Raw genomic sequence first — 16,210 nt, 5'->3', positions numbered from 1 at the left:
ACGCCACCGCGCCCCGGCAGGTGATCTCCCGGGCGGAGGACACGCGGAACGCGCGGCGACACGGCCGATACGCATGCACACCACCCCGATGAGGCGCACACTGGCCCTGTGACCACGTTCAAACGAGTAGACGTGCACGTCGAAGGCATCGTCCAGGGGGTCGGCTTCCGGCCCTTCGTCTACTCGCTCGCCAACCGGCTCGGCCTCGCCGGACGCGTGCACAACGACGTCAACGGCGTCCACATCGAGGTCGAAGGGGCACTCGCCGGCGTCGAGGAGTTCCTCACCGCGCTCGAACGCGACGCCCCCGCCCTGTCCGCCATCGAACGCGTCACCGTCGTCAGCGGCGAACCCGCAGGCCATCGCGGCTTCACCATCGCCACCAGCGACCCCGCCGGGACCCGCCGCGCCCTCGTCCCCGCCGACACCGCCACCTGCGACGACTGCCTGCGCGAGCTCGCCGACCCCGCCGACCGCCGCCACCGCTACCCGTTCATCAACTGCACCAACTGCGGCCCCCGCTTCACCATCGTGCGCGGCCTGCCCTACGACCGGCCCATGACCACCATGGCCGCCTTCGGCATGTGCGACGACTGTGCCCGCGAGTACCACGACCCCGGCGACCGCCGCTACCACGCCCAGCCCACCTGCTGCCCCGCCTGCGGGCCCCGGCTCCGCCTGCGCGACCCGCGCGGCACCGAGCTGTGCGGCGACCCCATCGCCTGCGCCGCCGCCCTCCTGCGCGCCGGGCGCGTCGTCGCCGTCAAGGGCCTCGGCGGCTACCACCTCGCCGTCACCGCCTCCGACGAACGCGCCGCCGCCGCGCTGCGCGGCCGCAAGCACCGAGAGGAAAAGCCGTTCGCCGTCATGGCCGCCGACCTCGCCCAGGCCCGCCTGCTCGCCGAGATCGACGACACCGCCGCCGCGCTCCTCACCGGCCGCGCCCGCCCCATCGTGCTGCTGCCCCGCCGCCGCGACGGCGCCCCCGCCGCCGGCTCAGCCGCCCCGGCCGTCATCCCGGCCGTCATCCCGGCCGCCGTCCCCGCCGTCGCCCCCTCTGTCGCGCCCGGCAACCGCAGCCTCGGCCTCATGCTCCCCTACACGGCCCTGCACCACCTCCTGCTCGCCGAACTCGCCGAGCCGATCGTCCTGACCAGCGGCAACGTCTCCGACGAGCCCATCGCGTACGAGGACGACGACGCGCTCACCCGCCTCGGCGGCATCGCCGACGCCTTCCTCACCCACGACCGCGCCATCCACCAGCGCACCGACGACTCCGTCATCCGCCCCCTGCCCGGCGCCATCACCATGCTGCGCCGGGCCCGCGGCTACGCCCCCGAGCCGCTCGCCCTGCGCCGGCCCGTCCCCAGACCGGTCCTCGCCTGCGGCGCCGAGCTCAAGAGCACCTTCTGCCTGGCCCAGGGGCGGCGCGCGTTCGTCTCCCAGCACATCGGCGACCTCGAGAACCACGACACCCTGCGCTCCTTCGCCGAAGGCATCGACCACTACTGCCGCCTGTTCGGCATCCGCCCCGAGATCGTCGCCCACGACCTGCACCCCGGCTACCTCTCCACCCGGCACGCCCTCGAGATCACCGGCGTCGAACACGTCGGCGTCCAGCACCACCACGCCCACATCGCGGCCTGCCTGGCCGACAACGGCGACCCGGGGCCCGTGATCGGCGTCGCCTTCGACGGGCTCGGCCACGGCACCGACGGCACCCTGTGGGGCGGCGAGTTCCTCCGCGCCGACCTGACCGGCTACGAACGCCTCGGCCACCTCGCCCAGGTCCCCATGCCCGGCGGCGCCGCCGCCATCAGGCAGCCCTGGCGCATGACCGCGGCCTACCTCCGCGACGACCACCCCGGGCTCGACGTCGCTCGGCGCAACGCCGAACGCTGGGCCGACGCCCTCCACCTCGCCGCCACCGGGCTTGACTCGCCGCTCACCTCCAGCGCCGGCCGCCTGTTCGACGCCGTCTCGGCGCTGCTCGGCATCCGCGACAAGATCACCTACGACGGGCAGGCCGCCATCGAGCTCGAACAGCGCGCCGACCCCGCCGAGACCGGCGCCTACCCCGCCGCCGTCACCACCACCTCCGGCCCGCTGGTCGTCGAGGGCGGCGACCTCGTCCGCGCCGCCGCCGACGACCTCACCGCGGGCACCGACCCAGGCGTCATCGCCGGCCGCTTCCACAACGGCGTCGCCGCCGCCATCACCCGCGCCTGCGTCGCCCTCAGGAAGAGCACCGGCCTGACCGCCGTCGCCCTGTCGGGCGGCGTCTTCCAGAACGCCCTCCTCCTCGACCGCACCGTCCAGCGGCTGCGCGCGGCCGGCTTCCGGGTGCTCAAGCACGTCCGGGTGCCGCCCAACGACGGCGGACTCAGCCTCGGCCAGGCCGCCGTCGCCGCCGCCCGCGACGCCACGTAGCGACCCACCCGCGCGGACGGGGCGCGCAGGCCCGCCCGCCCGCGCGGACGGTCCGGAGGGCGGCCCGCCCGCGTGGAGGGGGTGCGGAGGGCGGCCCGGCGTGGCGTGGCGGTCGCCGTCCCCGGTGTCCGGCCGGCACACGCCTAGCATGGCGATCATGGAATACCTCAACCCGGCCCGCACCCCGTACACCGAGCACGACCGCGCGCTCATCGGCGTCGAGCACGCCCGCCAGGCCCGCGCCCGCTTCGCCCGCCACCCCGACTACCGGCCCACCCCGGTCCACGTGATCCCCGGCCTCGGCGGAGCCGGCACCGCCTACGTCAAGGACGAGAGCGGCCGCATGGGGCTGGGCAGCTTCAAGGCGCTCGGCGGCGCGTACGCCGTGCACCTGCTCGCCGAGCGCGACGGCGGCGGAGCGCCGTTCGTCTGCGCCAGCGCCGGCAACCACGGCATCTCCGTCGCCGCCGGCGCGGCGGAAGTGGGCGTGCCGTGCGTCGTCTACCTCAGCGAAGGCGTCCCCGAGCCGTTCGCGCAGCGGCTGCGCGCGCTCGGCGCCGAGGTGCGGCGCGCCGGGCACGACTACGAGGCCAGCATGACCGCCGCGATGGCCGCCGCCCAGGAGCACGGCTGGCGGCTCGTGGCCGACAGCTCCTGGGACGGCTACACCGGCGTCCCCCTGGACGTCATGCGCGGCTACAGCGTCCTGTTCGACGAACTGTCCGACCCCGGCGCGTTCCCGCCCTCAGGAGAGCCCACAGGGGCTCATGGCGGGCCCGGGGAGGCGGGGCCCACCCACGTGTTCGTCCAGGCGGGTGTCGGCGGGCTCGCGGCCGCGGCGGCGGGATACGTACGCGACCGGTGGGGCGAGCACCCCAGGATCGTCGTCGTCGAGCCGGACGGCGCGCCCTGCCTCATCGGCAGCGCCCGCGCCGGGGAGCCCATCCGCGTCAGCGGCCACCCCACCACCCTCGGCAGGCTCGACTGCCGCGAGCCCTCGCTGCTGGCCCACCGGCTCCTGTCCCACCTCGCCGACCTCTACCTCACCATCACCGACGAGCAGGCCGCCACGGCCACCCGCCTGCTCGCCGGCCACGGCGTCGCGCTGTCCGACTGCGGCGCCGCCGGAGCCGCCGGGCTGCTCGCCCTCACCCCCGGCGTCCGCGACCGGCTCGGCCTCGACCACACCGCACGTGTGCTGCTCGTGGGAACGGAGGGACCCGTGGAACCAAAGTGATCAGAGTGACGTCAAAAGGGCGTGCAACCTCCCAACCGGTCCCGATCCAGACACGCCCGCGGAGACGGCCGGTTGGCCGAGCTCGACCTGCTGCGCTTCCTCGCCGCCCTCGCCGTCGTCGCCTTCCACTACCTGGTCGCCTACGCCTCCGTCTGGGGAGACCGGCCGGCCGAGTTGTTCCCCGCCCTGGCCCCCGTCGCCGGGCTCGGCATCCTCGGCGTCGAGCTGTTCTTCATCATCAGCGGCTTCGTCATCCTCATGAGCGTGTGGGGGCGCGGCCTCGGCGCGTTCGCCCGCTCCCGGCTCGTCCGCCTCTACCCCGCCTACTGGCTCAGCCTGGCCGCCATCGCCGCCCTCTACGGCCTCACCGGCGCCAAGGCGCTCGACCCAAAACTTTCCCCAGGTGAATATCTGCTGAACGCCACCATGTTCCAGCGGCTGTTCAAGGTCACCGACGCCAGCGGCGTCTACTGGTCGCTCTGGGCCGAGCTCCGCTTCTACCTGCTGATCGCCATCCTCGTGATCATCGGCGTCACGCGCGGGCGCGTCCTGACCTTCTGCGGCATCTGGCTCGCCGCCGCCCTCGGCGTCAAACTGCTCGAAGAGAACGAGATCTTCGACAACGACGTCATCCGCGAGATCGTCATGCCCGACTACGCCGGTTACTTCGTCGCCGGCATGGCCCTCTATCTCGTGCACAAGCACCGCGGCGGCTGGCTGCCCTGGCTCTACATCGCCGCCTCCTACGGCCTTTCCCTCCATTCGGCACTCGGCCGCGTGGACCGCCGCATCGAGGCCGCGGGGTTCAAGAACATGCCCGTCACCGACCTCAGCGTGATCATCACCCTGACGCTGATCTTCGCCGTGATGGCTCTCATGGCGCTCGGAATGCTGCGCATGCGATCCTCCCGAACGCTCACCGCGCTCGGCGGCACCACATACCCGCTTTACCTCTTCCATAGCGTCATCGCCGTGGCCCTCATCCCACTGCTCACCGGCAACCTGCCCCCCTGGGCCGTCGCCACGATCACGACATTGGTGTCGATTCTCGTGTCGTATCTCGTCTACTCCTTTGCCGAACGCCCCATCCAGCGGCTACTCAAGCCCCGCAGACCCACACAAAGCCCATCAGCTCCCGCCGTACAGATGGAAAAGACGTCGGTGCCATAACTCTGTGGCCCTGGGGCACTGTGAAGGGCATAGGCTCGGGCATATAAACGGCGGATAGACAGACCCGGACGAACAGAGGGTGTTGCATGACGGTGCGTCGGGTGATGGGCATCGAGACCGAGTACGGCATCTCCGTACCCGGCCAGCCAGGCGCCAACGCGATGGTGACCTCCTCACAGGTCGTGAACGCCTACCTGGCCGCCTCGGCGGCCCGCGCGCGCAGAGCACGATGGGACTTCGAGGAGGAGAACCCGCTCCGCGACGCGCGCGGCTTCGACCTGGCCAGGGAAGTGGCCGACTCCAGCCAGCTCACCGACGAGGATCTCGGCCTGGCCAACGTCATCCTCACCAACGGAGCCAGGCTCTACGTCGACCACGCCCATCCCGAATACAGCGCGCCCGAATGCACCAACCCCCGGGCAGCCGTGATCTGGGACAAAGCCGGCGAACGAGTGATGTACGACGCCGCCACCCGCGCGTCCGCCATCCCCTCCAACGCCCCCATCCAGCTCTACAAGAACAACACCGACGCCAAGGGCGCCTCCTACGGCTGCCACGAGAACTACCTGATGCGGCGCGCCACCCCCTTCGCCGACATCGTCAGGCACCTCACCCCCTTCTTCGTCTCCCGGCAGGTCATCGTCGGCGCCGGCAAGGTCGGCATCGGCCAGGACTCCCGCGGCGAAGGCTTCCAGATCAGCCAGCGCGCCGACTTCTTCGAGGTCGAGGTCGGCCTGGAGACCACGCTGAAGCGGCCCATCATCAACACCCGCGACGAACCGCACGCGGACCCCGAGAAGTACCGCCGCCTCCACGTGATCATCGGCGACGCCAACATGTCCGAGATCTCCACGTACCTGAAACTCGGCACCACGGCACTCGTCCTCGCGATGATCGAGGAAGGCTTCCTGACCCGCGACCTCGCCGTCGAGAACCCGGTACAGGCCCTGCGGGCCGTCTCGCACGACCCCAGCTGCCGCTACGAGATCACCATGCGCGACGGCCGCAAACTCACCGCCGTGCAGCTGCAGATGGAATACCTCGAACAGGCCCGCAAGTACGTCGAAGAGCGCGGCACCGCCCAGGACGAGATGAACAAGGACATCCTCGACCGCTGGGAGTCCGTCCTCACCCGCCTCGCCGAAGACCCCATGCAGCTCTCCCGCGAGCTCGACTGGGTCGCCAAGCTCGAACTCCTCGAGGGCTACCGCAGCCGCGACGGCCTCGCCTGGTCCCACCCCCGCCTGCAGCTCGTCGACCTGCAGTACTCCGACATCCGGCCCGACCGGGGCCTCTACAACCGCCTCGTCGCCCGCGGGCGCATGCAACGACTGGTCACCGAGGAAGAGGTCCAGCGCGCCGTCGAGAACCCGCCCACCGACACCCGCGCCTACTTCCGCGGACGCTGCCTGCGCCAGTACAGCGAATCCGTCGCCGCCGCCTCCTGGGACTCCGTCATCTTCGACATCCCCGGCCGCGAATCACTCCAGCGCGTCCCCACCCTCGAACCGCTGCGCGGCACCAAGGCGCACGTCGGCGAGCTCTTCGACCGCTGCGAGACCGCCGCCGACCTCGTCTCCGCGCTCACCGGCGGCGAATGAGCACCTGACGCCACGGGACCGGCCCCTCCTCAGAGGAGGCCGATCCCCAGCATGAGCGTGCCCGCCGCCAGGCACACGCCACCCGCCACCGTCAGGTGGATCAGCTTGCTCGGTTTCGTGTCGCTCGGGCGCACCACCGACAGGAAGAAGCCCAGGGGCATCAGGATCGGGGCCGCCACGATCAGCGTCCGCGTGACCGCCTTCAGCGCGTCCGGCAGGCCCGACTGGTCCACGTACACCATCGCCACCAGCGCGAACAGCACCAGCACGCCCGCATGCGCGTGACCCGCCCGCCACAGGCCGCGGCGGACCGGGTTGTCCAGGTAGCCCGGGACGTTCTTCATCAGGAACGACAGCAGCGTCACGCCGCCGTAGGCCACTCCGGGGACTGTGATGAGGAGCACACCCGCGGTGCTCAGGGACGAAGGGGACATCTGAACCTCCTGTAGGTACGGGGGTTCATTGTTAGATAGGAATGCTATCTAGTCAAGCGGGCAAGATCGCTGGGCGATCGGCGCGAAATGTCGGCTCGTTCGGGGAAGATATGCCTAGAGGCAGTCCCCCAAGCGGAGGTAGGACATGGCAACCAAGGACACCGGTGGTCAGAAGCAGACCGGGCGGCGCGAGTCCGAAGTCGAGGAGACCGAGGCGTCGGCAGCGCCGGACGTCCAGGAGCGGCAGGAGAAGCTCACGGACGACGTCGATGCGATTCTGGATGAGATCGACGAAGTTCTTGAAGAGAACGCAGAGGAATTTGTCAGGTCGTACGTGCAGAAGGGCGGACAGTAGAGGATAAATCCGGCATCGAGGAAGCGGGTGGAGGTGCCGGACGGGTTCAGGAGGTGCCCGGACTGCGGGGAGGGAAAGCGGTCCCGGAGTTCGGGTGCGGCGAGCGGATGGGGCGCGCATGCTCGCCCGTCAGGGCGGGCTCTGCGCCATCTGCCGGATGCCGCGGTTCGCTATGAGAGGCCGGAGGAGCTGCGGCCGGAGTTCTGCCGGGTGGTGACCCCGGTGGGGTGAGGATCAGCCCTCGGGCATGGTGTATTCGACTGCCACGCCGATGAGGCGGACGGGGTGGGCGAGGTCGTGGCGGTCGAGGATGTCGAGGGCCGTCCGGGTGATGAGGGCCGCGTCGGTGGTGGGGGCGGGCAGTTTCGACTGGCGGGTGCGGGTCAGGAACGGCGTGGTGCGGAGCTTGACGGAGACGCGGATGATCTCGCGGCCGGCGTCGACGGCGTCCCGGGTGACGTGTTCGGCGAGGGCGGTGAGGTGGCGGGCGAGCTCGGCCCTGTCGGTGAGGTCGCGGGGGAAGGTGGTCTCGCGGCTGTGGCCGCGGGCGACCCAGGGCGTGGTGACGACCTCGGCCTCGCCCTTGCCGAGCGCGAGATAGCGGTACCAGGGGCCGTTGGTGGGGCCGAAGTGGCGGGCCAGGTCGGCGGGGTCGGCGGCGGCGAGGTCGGCGACGGTGTGCAGCCCGAGGGCGGCCAGTTTTTTGGAGATCCTGGCGCCGATGCCCCACAGCGCGTCGGTGGGGCGGTGGTTCATGGTCTCGGCCCAGGTCTCGGTCGTGAGGCGGTGGACGCCTGCGGGTTTGGCGAAGGCGGAGGCGAGTTTGGCCTGGTGCTTGTTGTCGCCGATGCCGATGGAGCAGTCGAGGCGGGTGCGGGTGCGTACGGCGCGCTGGAGGTCGGCGGCGAGGGCCTCCGGGTCGTCGGTGGTGGCGCCGAGGAAGGCTTCGTCCCAGCCCCACACTTCGACCAGGACGGGGAATTCACGCAGGACGGCCATGACGCGCTCTGAGGCGGCTTCGTAGGCGGGCGGGTCGCTGGGCAGGAAGACGGCGTCGGGGCAGCGCCTGAGGGCGGTGCGGAGCGGCATGCCGGAGTGGATGCCGTGCTCGCGGGCCTCGTAGGTGGCGGTGGCGGCCACGGTGCGGGGCTGGGTGGGGTCACCCGTGCCGCCGACGACGACGGGCCTGCCGCGGAGCTCGGGGTGCCGGAGGAGCTCGACGGCGGCGATGAACTGGTCGAGGTCGAGGTGCAGGATCCAGTTCCTGGTGGCCATGTGTCCAGTATGGCGGGGGTCTCACCCGGTGGTGAGGAGGGTGTCGTCGCGGTAGAGGAGGGCGCGGCGGGGGGTGGCCCAGGCGGGGGTGCCGAGAGACGGCTCTTCGCCTTCGGGGACGACGGTCTGGACGAGGGCGCCGGGGGTCTCGAGGGTGACGAGGGTGTGGGTGCCCAGGTTCTCCAGGACGGTGATGACGCCGGGGAAGGCGTCGGGGCGCTCGGCGGGGGAGAGGGTCATGTACTCGGGGCGTACGCCGTAGGTGAGGTGGTCGCCGGGGGTGACGCCGTCGGGGAGGGGGAGGGTGGCGCCGGCGACGTGGAGTGCGGTGGCGGTGGCGCGGGCGGGCAGGAGGTTCATGGGGGTGGAGCCGATGAAGGAGGCGACGAAGGTCGTGGCGGGGCGGTGGAAGATCTCGGCGGGGGTGGCGACCTGGACCATGCGGCCGTGGGACATGACGGCGATGCGGTCGGCGAGTGCGAGGGCTTCCGCTTGGTCGTGGGTGACGAAGACGGTGGTGACGGCGAGTTCGCGCTGGAGCCGCTTGAGGAAGGTGCGGGCTTCGAGGCGCAGCCGGGCGTCGAGGTTCGACAGGGGCTCGTCGAAGAGGAAGGCGGTGGGGTGGCAGGCGATGGCGCGGGCGAGCGCGACGCGTTGTTGCTGGCCGCCGGAGAGTTCGGCGGGGCGGCGGTGGAGGAGCTCGGTGAGGCTGAGGCGGGCGGCGACGTCGGCGGCCTTGGTGGCGCGTTCGGCGCGGGGGACCTTCTTGATGCGCAGGGGGTAGGCGATGTTGGCGGTGACGTCCATGTGGGGGAAGATCGCGTAGTCCTGGAAGACCATGGCGACGTCGCGGTCTCCCGGGGGGAGACCGGTGACGTCCCTGCCGTCGATGTGGACGGTGCCGCCGCTGGGGGTCTCCAGTCCGGCGATGGTGCGCAGGAGGGTGGTCTTGCCGCAGCCGGAGGGGCCGAGGAGGGCGAAGAATTCGCCGTCGGCGATGGTGAGGTGGATGTCGTCGAGAGCGTGGACCCCGCCAGGGAAGATCTTGGTGAGGGCGTGCAGGGTGATCACCGTTTGATTCCTCCGTGGAAGCGGAAGCCGTAGCGCTGGGAGACGAACAGGTACATGGCGACGACGGGGAGGGAGTAGAGCAGGGAGAAGGTGGAGATGAGGTCGAGCCTGGGCGCGCCGCCTTCGGTGTAGAGGGTGTAGAGGATGACGGAGCCGGGAGCCTTCTCGGGGTCTCTGAGCAGGATGAACTGGAACAGGAAGCCGCCCCAGACGCTGGCGAGCGCCCAGACGGCGATGGTGGCCAGGCCCGGCCTGACGAGGGGGACCACGATGTGGCGGAGGATCTGCAGGGGCGTGGCGCCGAAGACGCGGGCGGACTCCTCGTAGGAGGTGGGGGTGTCGTCCATGAAGTCCTTGAGGATGAAGATGGCGGCGGGCAGGAGGCCGCCGGAGACGACGAGGACGACGCCGAGGTGGGTGTCGATCAGGTCGAGACGGGTGGCGAGCTCGAAGATGGGCACCATGGCGGCGGTGCCGGTGACCACGGACGACAGCAGGAGGAGCAGGTAGAGCAGGGCGTCACGGCCGGGCACGCGGACGCGGGAGAGCGCGTAGGCGGCGAGCGCGGCGAGGACGACGACGAGGGCCGCGGCGCCTGCGCCCTGGATGAGGGAGTTGCGGATGGAGCCGAGGGCGTAGGGGTTGTCGAGGATGGCGGAGAAGTTGCGGAGGGTGAATTCGGGGATGGAGGTGGTGATGGCAGGGGTGTCGTCGAAGGGGGCGCTGGCCAGCCAGAGCATGGGCAGGGTGAAGAAGGCCAGGACGACGGCGATGAAGACGGTGGCGGCGAGCCTGCCGACGGTGTGGCGGATCATGCGGGTGGGCCTCCGGCGGCGACGACTTCCTCGTGGCGGCGCCGGCCGCGCAGGAGCCGCAGGTAGGCCAGGGCGAAGACGAGGTTGATGAGCAGGATGAGGAAGGAGATGGCGGCTCCGACACCGAGCTGGCCGTCCCTGAGGGCGACGCGGTAGACGTACACGGGCAGGATCTCCGAGCGGCCTTCCGGGCCGCCGCCGGTGAGGACGAACGGCGTGAAGTCGTTGAACGTCCACAGGCTGATGAGCAGGAGGTTCGTCAGGATGTGGCGGCGGATGAGGGGCAGGACGACGTCGCGGAGCTGCTGCAGGACGCCCGCGCCCGCGAGGCGGGCGGTCTCGAGGTGGGAGGGCGGCACGTTCTCCAGCGCGGCGGAGTAGAGCATCATGCTGAACGCGGTGCCGCGCCACACGTTGAAGACGATGATCGACAGCAGCGGGTGGTCGAGGAGCCAGGCGAAGCCGGGGGTGTGCAGGAGGGCGTTGAGGGTGCCGTCGTCGCGGTCGAGCAGGGCGAACCAGAGGAAGCCGACGACGGTGCTGGGCAGGATCCACGACAGCAGGACGACGCCTTCGACGGCGCGGCGAAGGGTGCCGGCGCGGGTGCGCAGGATCCAGGCGAGGGTGAAGCCGAGCCCGGCCTGGCCGAGGATGGCGGAGCCGCCGACGTACAGGACGGTGAGCCACAGCGAGGACAGGAAGCGGGGGTCGGTGAGGGCGCCGGTGTAGTTGTCGGTGCCGACGAGCTGGGGGTCGGCGGCGGCCAGGCCGGTGAGGCGGTAGTCGGTGAGGCCGAGGTAGATGGTCCACAGGGCGGGGAAGACGAGGAAGACGGCGATGAGGGCGAGGGCGGGCAGGACGAACGCGATCGCCCTGCCCTTGCCGAGCCCGGCGGCGTCAGCCGCTGATGTTGGCCGCGCCACCGACGATTTCCTCGAGCGTGCTCTGGTAGGCAGTGGCGGCCTCGTCGGCGGTCTTGCCGCTGACGACGGCGGCGGTGGCCTCCTGCAGGGCGGTGGACACCTGCGGGTAGACGGCGACGCCTGGCCGGTAGGCGGTCAGGGGGAGCACCTCGTCGGCGATGTACTTGAGCATGGGGTCGGCGGTGAGCACCTCGTCGTTGACGTCGGTGCGGGCGCTGATGCGGACCTGCCCGGCGAGCTGTGACTTGGTGGCGGCGGCGGAGTGCATGAAGGCCAGCAGGTCCCAGGCGAGCCTGGGGTTCTTGGAGAACGGGTTGAGCACGCGTACGGCGCCGCCTGACATGCTGACGAAGTCCTGCCCGCGGATGCCGGCGCCGGGCTGCCTGGCGGGGATCTTGGCGTAGCCGACGGCCTGGTCGCGGTCCTTCATGGGGGCGACGCCGGCCTGGGGTTCGATGACGGAGCGCCAGAAGTAGTCGCTCTCGGCGAGGATGCCGATCCTGCCTTCGGCGAACTGGGCGAAGGACTTGTCGCGGCCCTTGGCCTCCTGCTGCAGTCTGGGGTCGCCGAGGCCGCTGCCGCCGTAGATCTGCTGGTAGAGGCCGAGCGCGTGCTTCATGGGCTGCGAGGCGCCGGTCCACTTGCCGGTGGTGTAGATCTCGGCTCCCGCGCCGGCGAGGAGGGGGAGGAGGCCCTGCATGGTGGTGGCCTCGCCCATGGCGGTGCCGGCGTTGAGCTGGATGGGGACGGGGACGCCCGCGGCCTTGAGCTTCGTGCCGGCGTCGATGATGTCCTGCCAGCTCGCGGGCTGCCAGCGGCCGGGCAGCCCGGCCTTGGCGAACAGGGTCTTGTTGTAGAACAGGACGCGGCCGTCGGTGCCCTGGGGCAGGCCGTACTTCCTGCCGTCGAAGATGCCGAGGCCCTGCACGGCCTGGGGGATCTGGGCCCAGCCCTCCCACTGCTCGACGGTGGCGCCGCCGACCTCGGTGAGGGGCTTGATGTAGCCGGCCTGGGCGAACTCGCCGACCCAGATGCCGTCGAGGTCGATCACGTCGGCGCCGGTCCTGGACTTGAGGTCGAGTGCGATCTTGGTCTTGTACTGTTCGTCGTCGACGCCGCTGGGCTGGAACAGGACCTTGACGTTGGGGTGGGTCTTCTCGAACTCGGGGATCACCCACTGCTTGATCCACTGGGCGGTCTCGGAGTTCTTGCCGCCTTCGATGGAGTTGGCGGCGATGGTGAGGGTGGTGCTGCCCTCGTCGGAGCCGCCGCCGGTGCCGCAGGAGGTGAGGGCGAGTGCGGCGATGATCCCGATCAGCGCGGGTCGGCTGGGGAGTCGCATTGTCGGCCTCCTGTTCAGGACGTGCAGACATACCGACAGTCGCATGGGCGCCGACGGCCGTAAAGAAACGATCTGAACACGGACCTTTGGCGCGCGAAGGGGCTAATAGGGCCTTTCAGGCGAGCTGTGGCGGGTGGTTCGCCGTGAGCTGATCGTGGGAAGTGCAGACAGCAACCCAACATGAGTAGGGTCGCCCTAGGAACACTGAACGTTTGGAGGGAGTCGCGTGGCATCGCACAGGGATCTGCCCGTCGGCTTGGTGAACCAGCTCTTCCAGAACACCGGAAGTTCCTCGTTCACAGAGTTTGTCGGCTCGTACGCGCCTGAGTTGCTACCGCGGCGGGGTGAGGTGCTGGCCACGCCGATCGGTGACCAGGTTCCGCACGCGACCACGATCGTGGCCGCCACCTTCGCCGGCGGGATCGTCATGGCGGGTGACAGGCGGGCGACCTCGGGCAACATCATCTCGCAGCGTGACGTGCAGAAGGTGTTCCGCGCCGACGACTACTCGTGCATGGGCATCGCGGGCACGGCCAGCACGGGCATCGAGTTCGCCCGGCTCTACCGGGTGGAGCTGGAGCACTACGAGAAGGTCGAGGGCCGCTCCATGTCGGTCCAGGGCAAGGCCAACCGGCTCGCGACCATGATCAGGGGCAACCTCGCCATGGCGATGCAGGGGCTGGTGGTGGTGCCGCTGTTCGCCGCCTACGACCCGGACAAGGACGAGGGGCGCATCTTCAGCTACGACGTGGCGGGCGGGCCGTACGAGCGGGAGAGGTTCGACGCGATCGGGTCCGGCTCGATCTTCGCGCGCGGGTCGCTGAAGAAGCTCTACCGCGACGGGTCGTCGGCCGACGACATGGTGATGACGCTGATCCAGGCGCTGTACGACGCAGCCGACGACGACTCGGCGACCGGCGGGCCCGACGTGACGAGGAAGATCTGGCCCATCGTGTCGGTGATCGACGCCGACGGGTTCCGCCGCCTGTCGGACGAGGAGGTCTCGGGCTACGTCCAGCAGATGCTCGACGCCCGCCTGATCTCGCCCGACGGCCCCATCGCCCCGCTGCGCTAGAAAGGACCTCCACACGTGTCCATGCCTTTCGGATATGCGTCCCCCGAGCAGATCATGCGGGACAAGGCCGACTACGCGCGCAAGGGCATCGCGCGGGGCCGTTCCGTCGTCGTGCTGCAGTACGTGGACGGCATCCTGTTCGTCGCGCCTAACCCGTCCCGGGCGCTGCACAAGATCAGCGAGATCTACGACCGCATCGGGTTCGCGGCCGTGGGCCGTTACAACGAGTTCGAGGAGCTGCGGCTCGGCGGCATCCGCTACGCCGACATCAACGGCTACACCTACGACCGCTCCGACGTGACCGGCCGCGGCCTGGCCAACCTGTACGCCTCCAACCTGGGCCGCATCTTCACCGAGTCGATCAAGTCGCTGGAGGTGGAGGTCGTCGTCGCCGAGGTGGGCGACACCAAGGAGGGCGACGCCATCTACCGGCTGACCTTCGACGGGTCGGTCTTCGACGAGCACGGCTTCGCCGCCATGGGCGGCCAGGCCGAGGCGGTCTCGACCCGGCTGAAGGAGCGCTACCGCGAGTCGATGTCGCTGGCCGACGCGCTGGAGGTGGCGCTGATGGCGCTGACCGAGCCGGGCGGGGAGCGGCCGCCGGTGGGGCAGCTGGAGGTGGCGGTGCTCGACCGCAACCGGGAGCACCGCAAGTTCCTCCGGCTGACGGGGGCGCGGCTGGAGCGGCTGCTGGCCCAGACCAGCAACCCGCCCTCTGCGCCTGCCACGCCCCCCGCCACGCCGCCCGCCACGCCGCCTCAGGGCTCCGGTGACACGCCGCCGCCCACGGGGCCCGAGGGGGACGTGGACGACGGCTCCTCGCCGCTGTAGGGCGGGCACGAGACGTCACGACGGGGACCGCCACGGCGGTCCCCGTCGCCGTATGGAGCCGAGCCCGAGAGTGAGGGCCGGTGTGAGCTGTTTCACTCGCGCCTGCCCGAACCACTCCCGTTGATCGCGGATCTCATGATCCGTGAACACTCCCTTGCGTGGCCTTCTCGCGGCGGGCGCCGCGACGGCCGTGATGCTCACCTCCGGCGTGGCCGCCGAGGCCGCCACCGCGTTCCCCAGGTACAAGGTGCCGAAGATCTTCGGCACCACGTTCCAGGCGGACCCGAAGCACGACTTCACCAAGCGCATCCACTCCCGCCACGACGGCATCCTGCGCGGCTGGTTCACCTACGTGCGGGGCGGCGTGGCCGAGTACGAGCCGATCAGGTGGAAGAAGGGCACCCACACCGAGGGGCACTTCGAGGGCCCGCCCGAGGGTGACGTCATGGCGTACGCCTCGCCCGTCGCCACGGACGTGATCTTCCTGTCGGCGTACGGCTGCAAGCCGTCCGGCGGGAACCTGACCGTCAGCCGCAAGACGGGCCTGGGCGCCAAGCGCTGCTCCAGGGCGACGCTGATCAAGCGGCACGGCAAGGCGGGCCACCCGGCCCTCATCACCGTCCACAAGGGCAAGATCGTCCAGGTTCAGGAGATCTACACCCCCTGACGAGGCGCGCCGCGGCACCCGCGCCCCGTGGGGGCGGGCACGGGGGCCGAAGCGCGGCGAAAGCGGTCATCGGCGACTCCGGAGGGAAAACACCTGCGAAGATCTCTCCCGCTTGCCGATCCGTGGGCATAGTGTGAGGTGATGGATCGTCGCATCTTCGGGCTGGAGAACGAGTACGGCGTGACCTGCACGTTCAGGGGCCAGCGCAGGTTGTCCCCGGACGAGGTCGCGCGCTACCTGTTCCGGCGAGTCGTGTCCTGGGGCCGATCGAGCAACGTCTTCCTCCGCAACGGCGCACGTCTGTATCTGGACGTGGGCAGCCATCCTGAATACGCAACACCCGAGTGTGACAACGTCATCGAGCTCGTCACCCACGACAAGGCGGGCGAGCGCATCCTTGAGGGCCTGCTCGTGGACGCCGAGAAGCGGCTGCGCGAGGAGGGCATCGCGGGTGACATCTACCTGTTCAAGAACAACACCGACTCGGCCGGCAACTCCTACGGCTGCCACGAGAACTACCTGGTCGGCCGGCACGGGGAGTTCGGCCGGCTGGCGGACGTGCTGATCCCGTTCCTGGTGACGCGGCAGATCGTGTGCGGGGCGGGCAAGGTGCTGCAGACGCCGCGCGGCGCGGTCTACTGCGTCTCGCAGCGGGCCGAGCACATCTGGGAGGGCGTCTCCAGCGCCACCACCCGGTCCCGGCCGATCATCAACACCCGCGACGAGCCGCACGCCGACGCCGAGCGGTTCCGCCGCCTGCACGTCATCGTCGGCGACTCGAACATGAGCGAGACCACGATGCTGCTCAAGGTCGGCGCCACCGACCTGGTGCTGCGCATGATCGAGTCGGGCACGGTGATGCGGGACCTGTCGCTGGAGAACCCGATCCGGGCGATCCGCGAGGTCTCCCACGACATGACCGGGCGGCGGCGGGTGCGGCTGGCCAACGGCCGCGAGGCCTCCAGCCTGGAGATCCAGCAGGAG

The 16,210-nt window shown here is 70.5% G+C and carries 15 protein-coding genes; 9 read left to right on the top strand and 6 right to left on the bottom strand.

Features of this window, described 5'->3' with window-relative positions; translation table 11 throughout:
- Positions 1 to 108 precede the first annotated feature (108 nt).
- From hypF to dop, 4 genes are all read left to right on the top strand, one after another.
- Positions 109 to 2,430 (top strand): carbamoyltransferase HypF, encoded by a 2,322-nt coding sequence (gene hypF / locus AB0I79_RS28950; protein ID WP_357879089.1) that lies wholly within the window; start codon positions 109 to 111, stop codon positions 2,428 to 2,430.
- Positions 2,431 to 2,587: 157 nt separating this feature from the next.
- On the top strand, positions 2,588 to 3,667 hold the full coding sequence (locus AB0I79_RS28945; RefSeq protein WP_357879087.1) for a pyridoxal-phosphate dependent enzyme: 1,080 nt from the start codon (positions 2,588 to 2,590) through the stop codon (positions 3,665 to 3,667).
- 72 nt (positions 3,668 to 3,739) lie between these two features.
- Positions 3,740 to 4,837 (top strand): acyltransferase, encoded by a 1,098-nt coding sequence (locus AB0I79_RS28940; protein ID WP_357879084.1) that lies wholly within the window; start codon positions 3,740 to 3,742, stop codon positions 4,835 to 4,837.
- An 86-nt stretch (positions 4,838 to 4,923) separates the two neighbouring features.
- Entirely contained in the window at positions 4,924 to 6,438 is a 1,515-nt protein-coding gene (gene dop / locus AB0I79_RS28935) for a depupylase/deamidase Dop (RefSeq protein ID WP_357879081.1), read from the top strand.
- Positions 6,439 to 6,467: 29 nt separating this feature from the next.
- On the opposite strand, the gene AB0I79_RS28930 is transcribed toward dop, so the two are convergent.
- Positions 6,468 to 6,872: a hypothetical protein gene (locus tag AB0I79_RS28930; RefSeq protein ID WP_357879078.1), complete on the bottom strand. Its 405-nt coding sequence runs from the start codon at positions 6,870 to 6,872 to the stop codon at positions 6,468 to 6,470.
- Positions 6,873 to 7,017: 145 nt separating this feature from the next.
- Here AB0I79_RS28930 and AB0I79_RS28925 point away from each other — a divergent pair, with 145 nt between their 5' ends.
- Positions 7,018 to 7,227 (top strand): ubiquitin-like protein Pup, encoded by a 210-nt coding sequence (locus tag AB0I79_RS28925; RefSeq protein ID WP_237107473.1) that lies wholly within the window; start codon positions 7,018 to 7,020, stop codon positions 7,225 to 7,227.
- A 234-nt stretch (positions 7,228 to 7,461) separates the two neighbouring features.
- Here AB0I79_RS28925 and AB0I79_RS28920 read toward each other — a convergent pair whose 3' ends face one another.
- From AB0I79_RS28920 to AB0I79_RS28900, 5 genes are read right to left on the bottom strand one after another with little or no spacing between them, the layout of a single operon-like run.
- A complete protein-coding gene (locus AB0I79_RS28920) occupies positions 7,462 to 8,502 on the bottom strand; it encodes a DNA polymerase IV (RefSeq protein WP_357879075.1) in 1,041 nt (346 codons plus the stop codon).
- A 21-nt stretch (positions 8,503 to 8,523) separates the two neighbouring features.
- The gene (locus AB0I79_RS28915; protein ID WP_357879072.1) at positions 8,524 to 9,573 is read right to left on the bottom strand and encodes an ABC transporter ATP-binding protein; all 1,050 of its coding nucleotides are present in this window, start codon (positions 9,571 to 9,573) and stop codon (positions 8,524 to 8,526) included.
- Complete coding sequence (locus AB0I79_RS28910) at positions 9,570 to 10,388, bottom strand: ABC transporter permease subunit (RefSeq protein ID WP_357879069.1); 819 nt, start codon at positions 10,386 to 10,388, stop codon at positions 9,570 to 9,572. The genes AB0I79_RS28915 and AB0I79_RS28910 overlap by 4 nt, the downstream gene beginning before the upstream one ends.
- Positions 10,385 to 11,311 carry a sugar ABC transporter permease gene (locus tag AB0I79_RS28905; RefSeq protein WP_357879066.1) on the bottom strand — a complete coding sequence of 309 codons (927 nt, stop codon included), beginning with the start codon at positions 11,309 to 11,311 and terminating at the stop codon, positions 10,385 to 10,387. The genes AB0I79_RS28910 and AB0I79_RS28905 overlap by 4 nt, the downstream gene beginning before the upstream one ends.
- Positions 11,286 to 12,653, bottom strand: coding sequence for an extracellular solute-binding protein (locus tag AB0I79_RS28900; protein ID WP_357879063.1), 1,368 nt, complete (start codon positions 12,651 to 12,653; stop codon positions 11,286 to 11,288). The genes AB0I79_RS28905 and AB0I79_RS28900 overlap by 26 nt, the downstream gene beginning before the upstream one ends.
- Before the next feature lie 226 nt (positions 12,654 to 12,879).
- On the opposite strand from AB0I79_RS28900, the gene prcB reads away from it, so the two are divergent.
- The 4 genes from prcB to AB0I79_RS28880 all read left to right on the top strand — a co-directional run.
- Positions 12,880 to 13,728: a proteasome subunit beta gene (gene prcB, locus AB0I79_RS28895; RefSeq protein ID WP_357879060.1), complete on the top strand. Its 849-nt coding sequence runs from the start codon at positions 12,880 to 12,882 to the stop codon at positions 13,726 to 13,728.
- Between the two features lie 21 nt (positions 13,729 to 13,749).
- The gene (prcA, locus tag AB0I79_RS28890; RefSeq protein ID WP_357879746.1) at positions 13,750 to 14,559 is read left to right on the top strand and encodes a proteasome subunit alpha; all 810 of its coding nucleotides are present in this window, start codon (positions 13,750 to 13,752) and stop codon (positions 14,557 to 14,559) included.
- A 154-nt stretch (positions 14,560 to 14,713) separates the two neighbouring features.
- Entirely contained in the window at positions 14,714 to 15,226 is a 513-nt protein-coding gene (locus AB0I79_RS28885) for a hypothetical protein (protein WP_357879056.1), read from the top strand.
- Between the two features lie 141 nt (positions 15,227 to 15,367).
- The coding region (locus tag AB0I79_RS28880; RefSeq protein ID WP_357879052.1) for a proteasome accessory factor PafA2 family protein at positions 15,368 to 16,210 on the top strand (843 nt) is incomplete at its 3' end.

It is taken from the genome of Nonomuraea sp. NPDC050202, from assembly GCF_040656115.1.
In the GTDB taxonomy this organism is placed as follows: Bacteria; Actinomycetota; Actinomycetes; order Streptosporangiales; family Streptosporangiaceae; genus Nonomuraea.
This window is presented reverse-complemented; position numbering and strand designations above follow the sequence as displayed.

Coding starts and splice junctions, on each gene's coding strand:
- AB0I79_RS28925 (WP_237107473.1), top strand. CDS start 7,018: ATGGCAACCAAGGACACCGGTGGTCAGAAGCAGACCGGGCGGCGCGAG.
- AB0I79_RS28910 (WP_357879069.1), bottom strand. CDS start 10,388: ATGATCCGCCACACCGTCGGCAGGCTCGCCGCCACCGTCTTCATCGCC.
- AB0I79_RS28945 (WP_357879087.1), top strand. CDS start 2,588: ATGGAATACCTCAACCCGGCCCGCACCCCGTACACCGAGCACGACCGC.
- AB0I79_RS28920 (WP_357879075.1), bottom strand. CDS start 8,502: ATGGCCACCAGGAACTGGATCCTGCACCTCGACCTCGACCAGTTCATC.
- AB0I79_RS28930 (WP_357879078.1), bottom strand. CDS start 6,872: ATGTCCCCTTCGTCCCTGAGCACCGCGGGTGTGCTCCTCATCACAGTC.
- AB0I79_RS28900 (WP_357879063.1), bottom strand. CDS start 12,653: ATGCGACTCCCCAGCCGACCCGCGCTGATCGGGATCATCGCCGCACTC.
- prcA (WP_357879746.1), top strand. CDS start 13,750: ATGCCTTTCGGATATGCGTCCCCCGAGCAGATCATGCGGGACAAGGCC.
- dop (WP_357879081.1), top strand. CDS start 4,924: ATGACGGTGCGTCGGGTGATGGGCATCGAGACCGAGTACGGCATCTCC.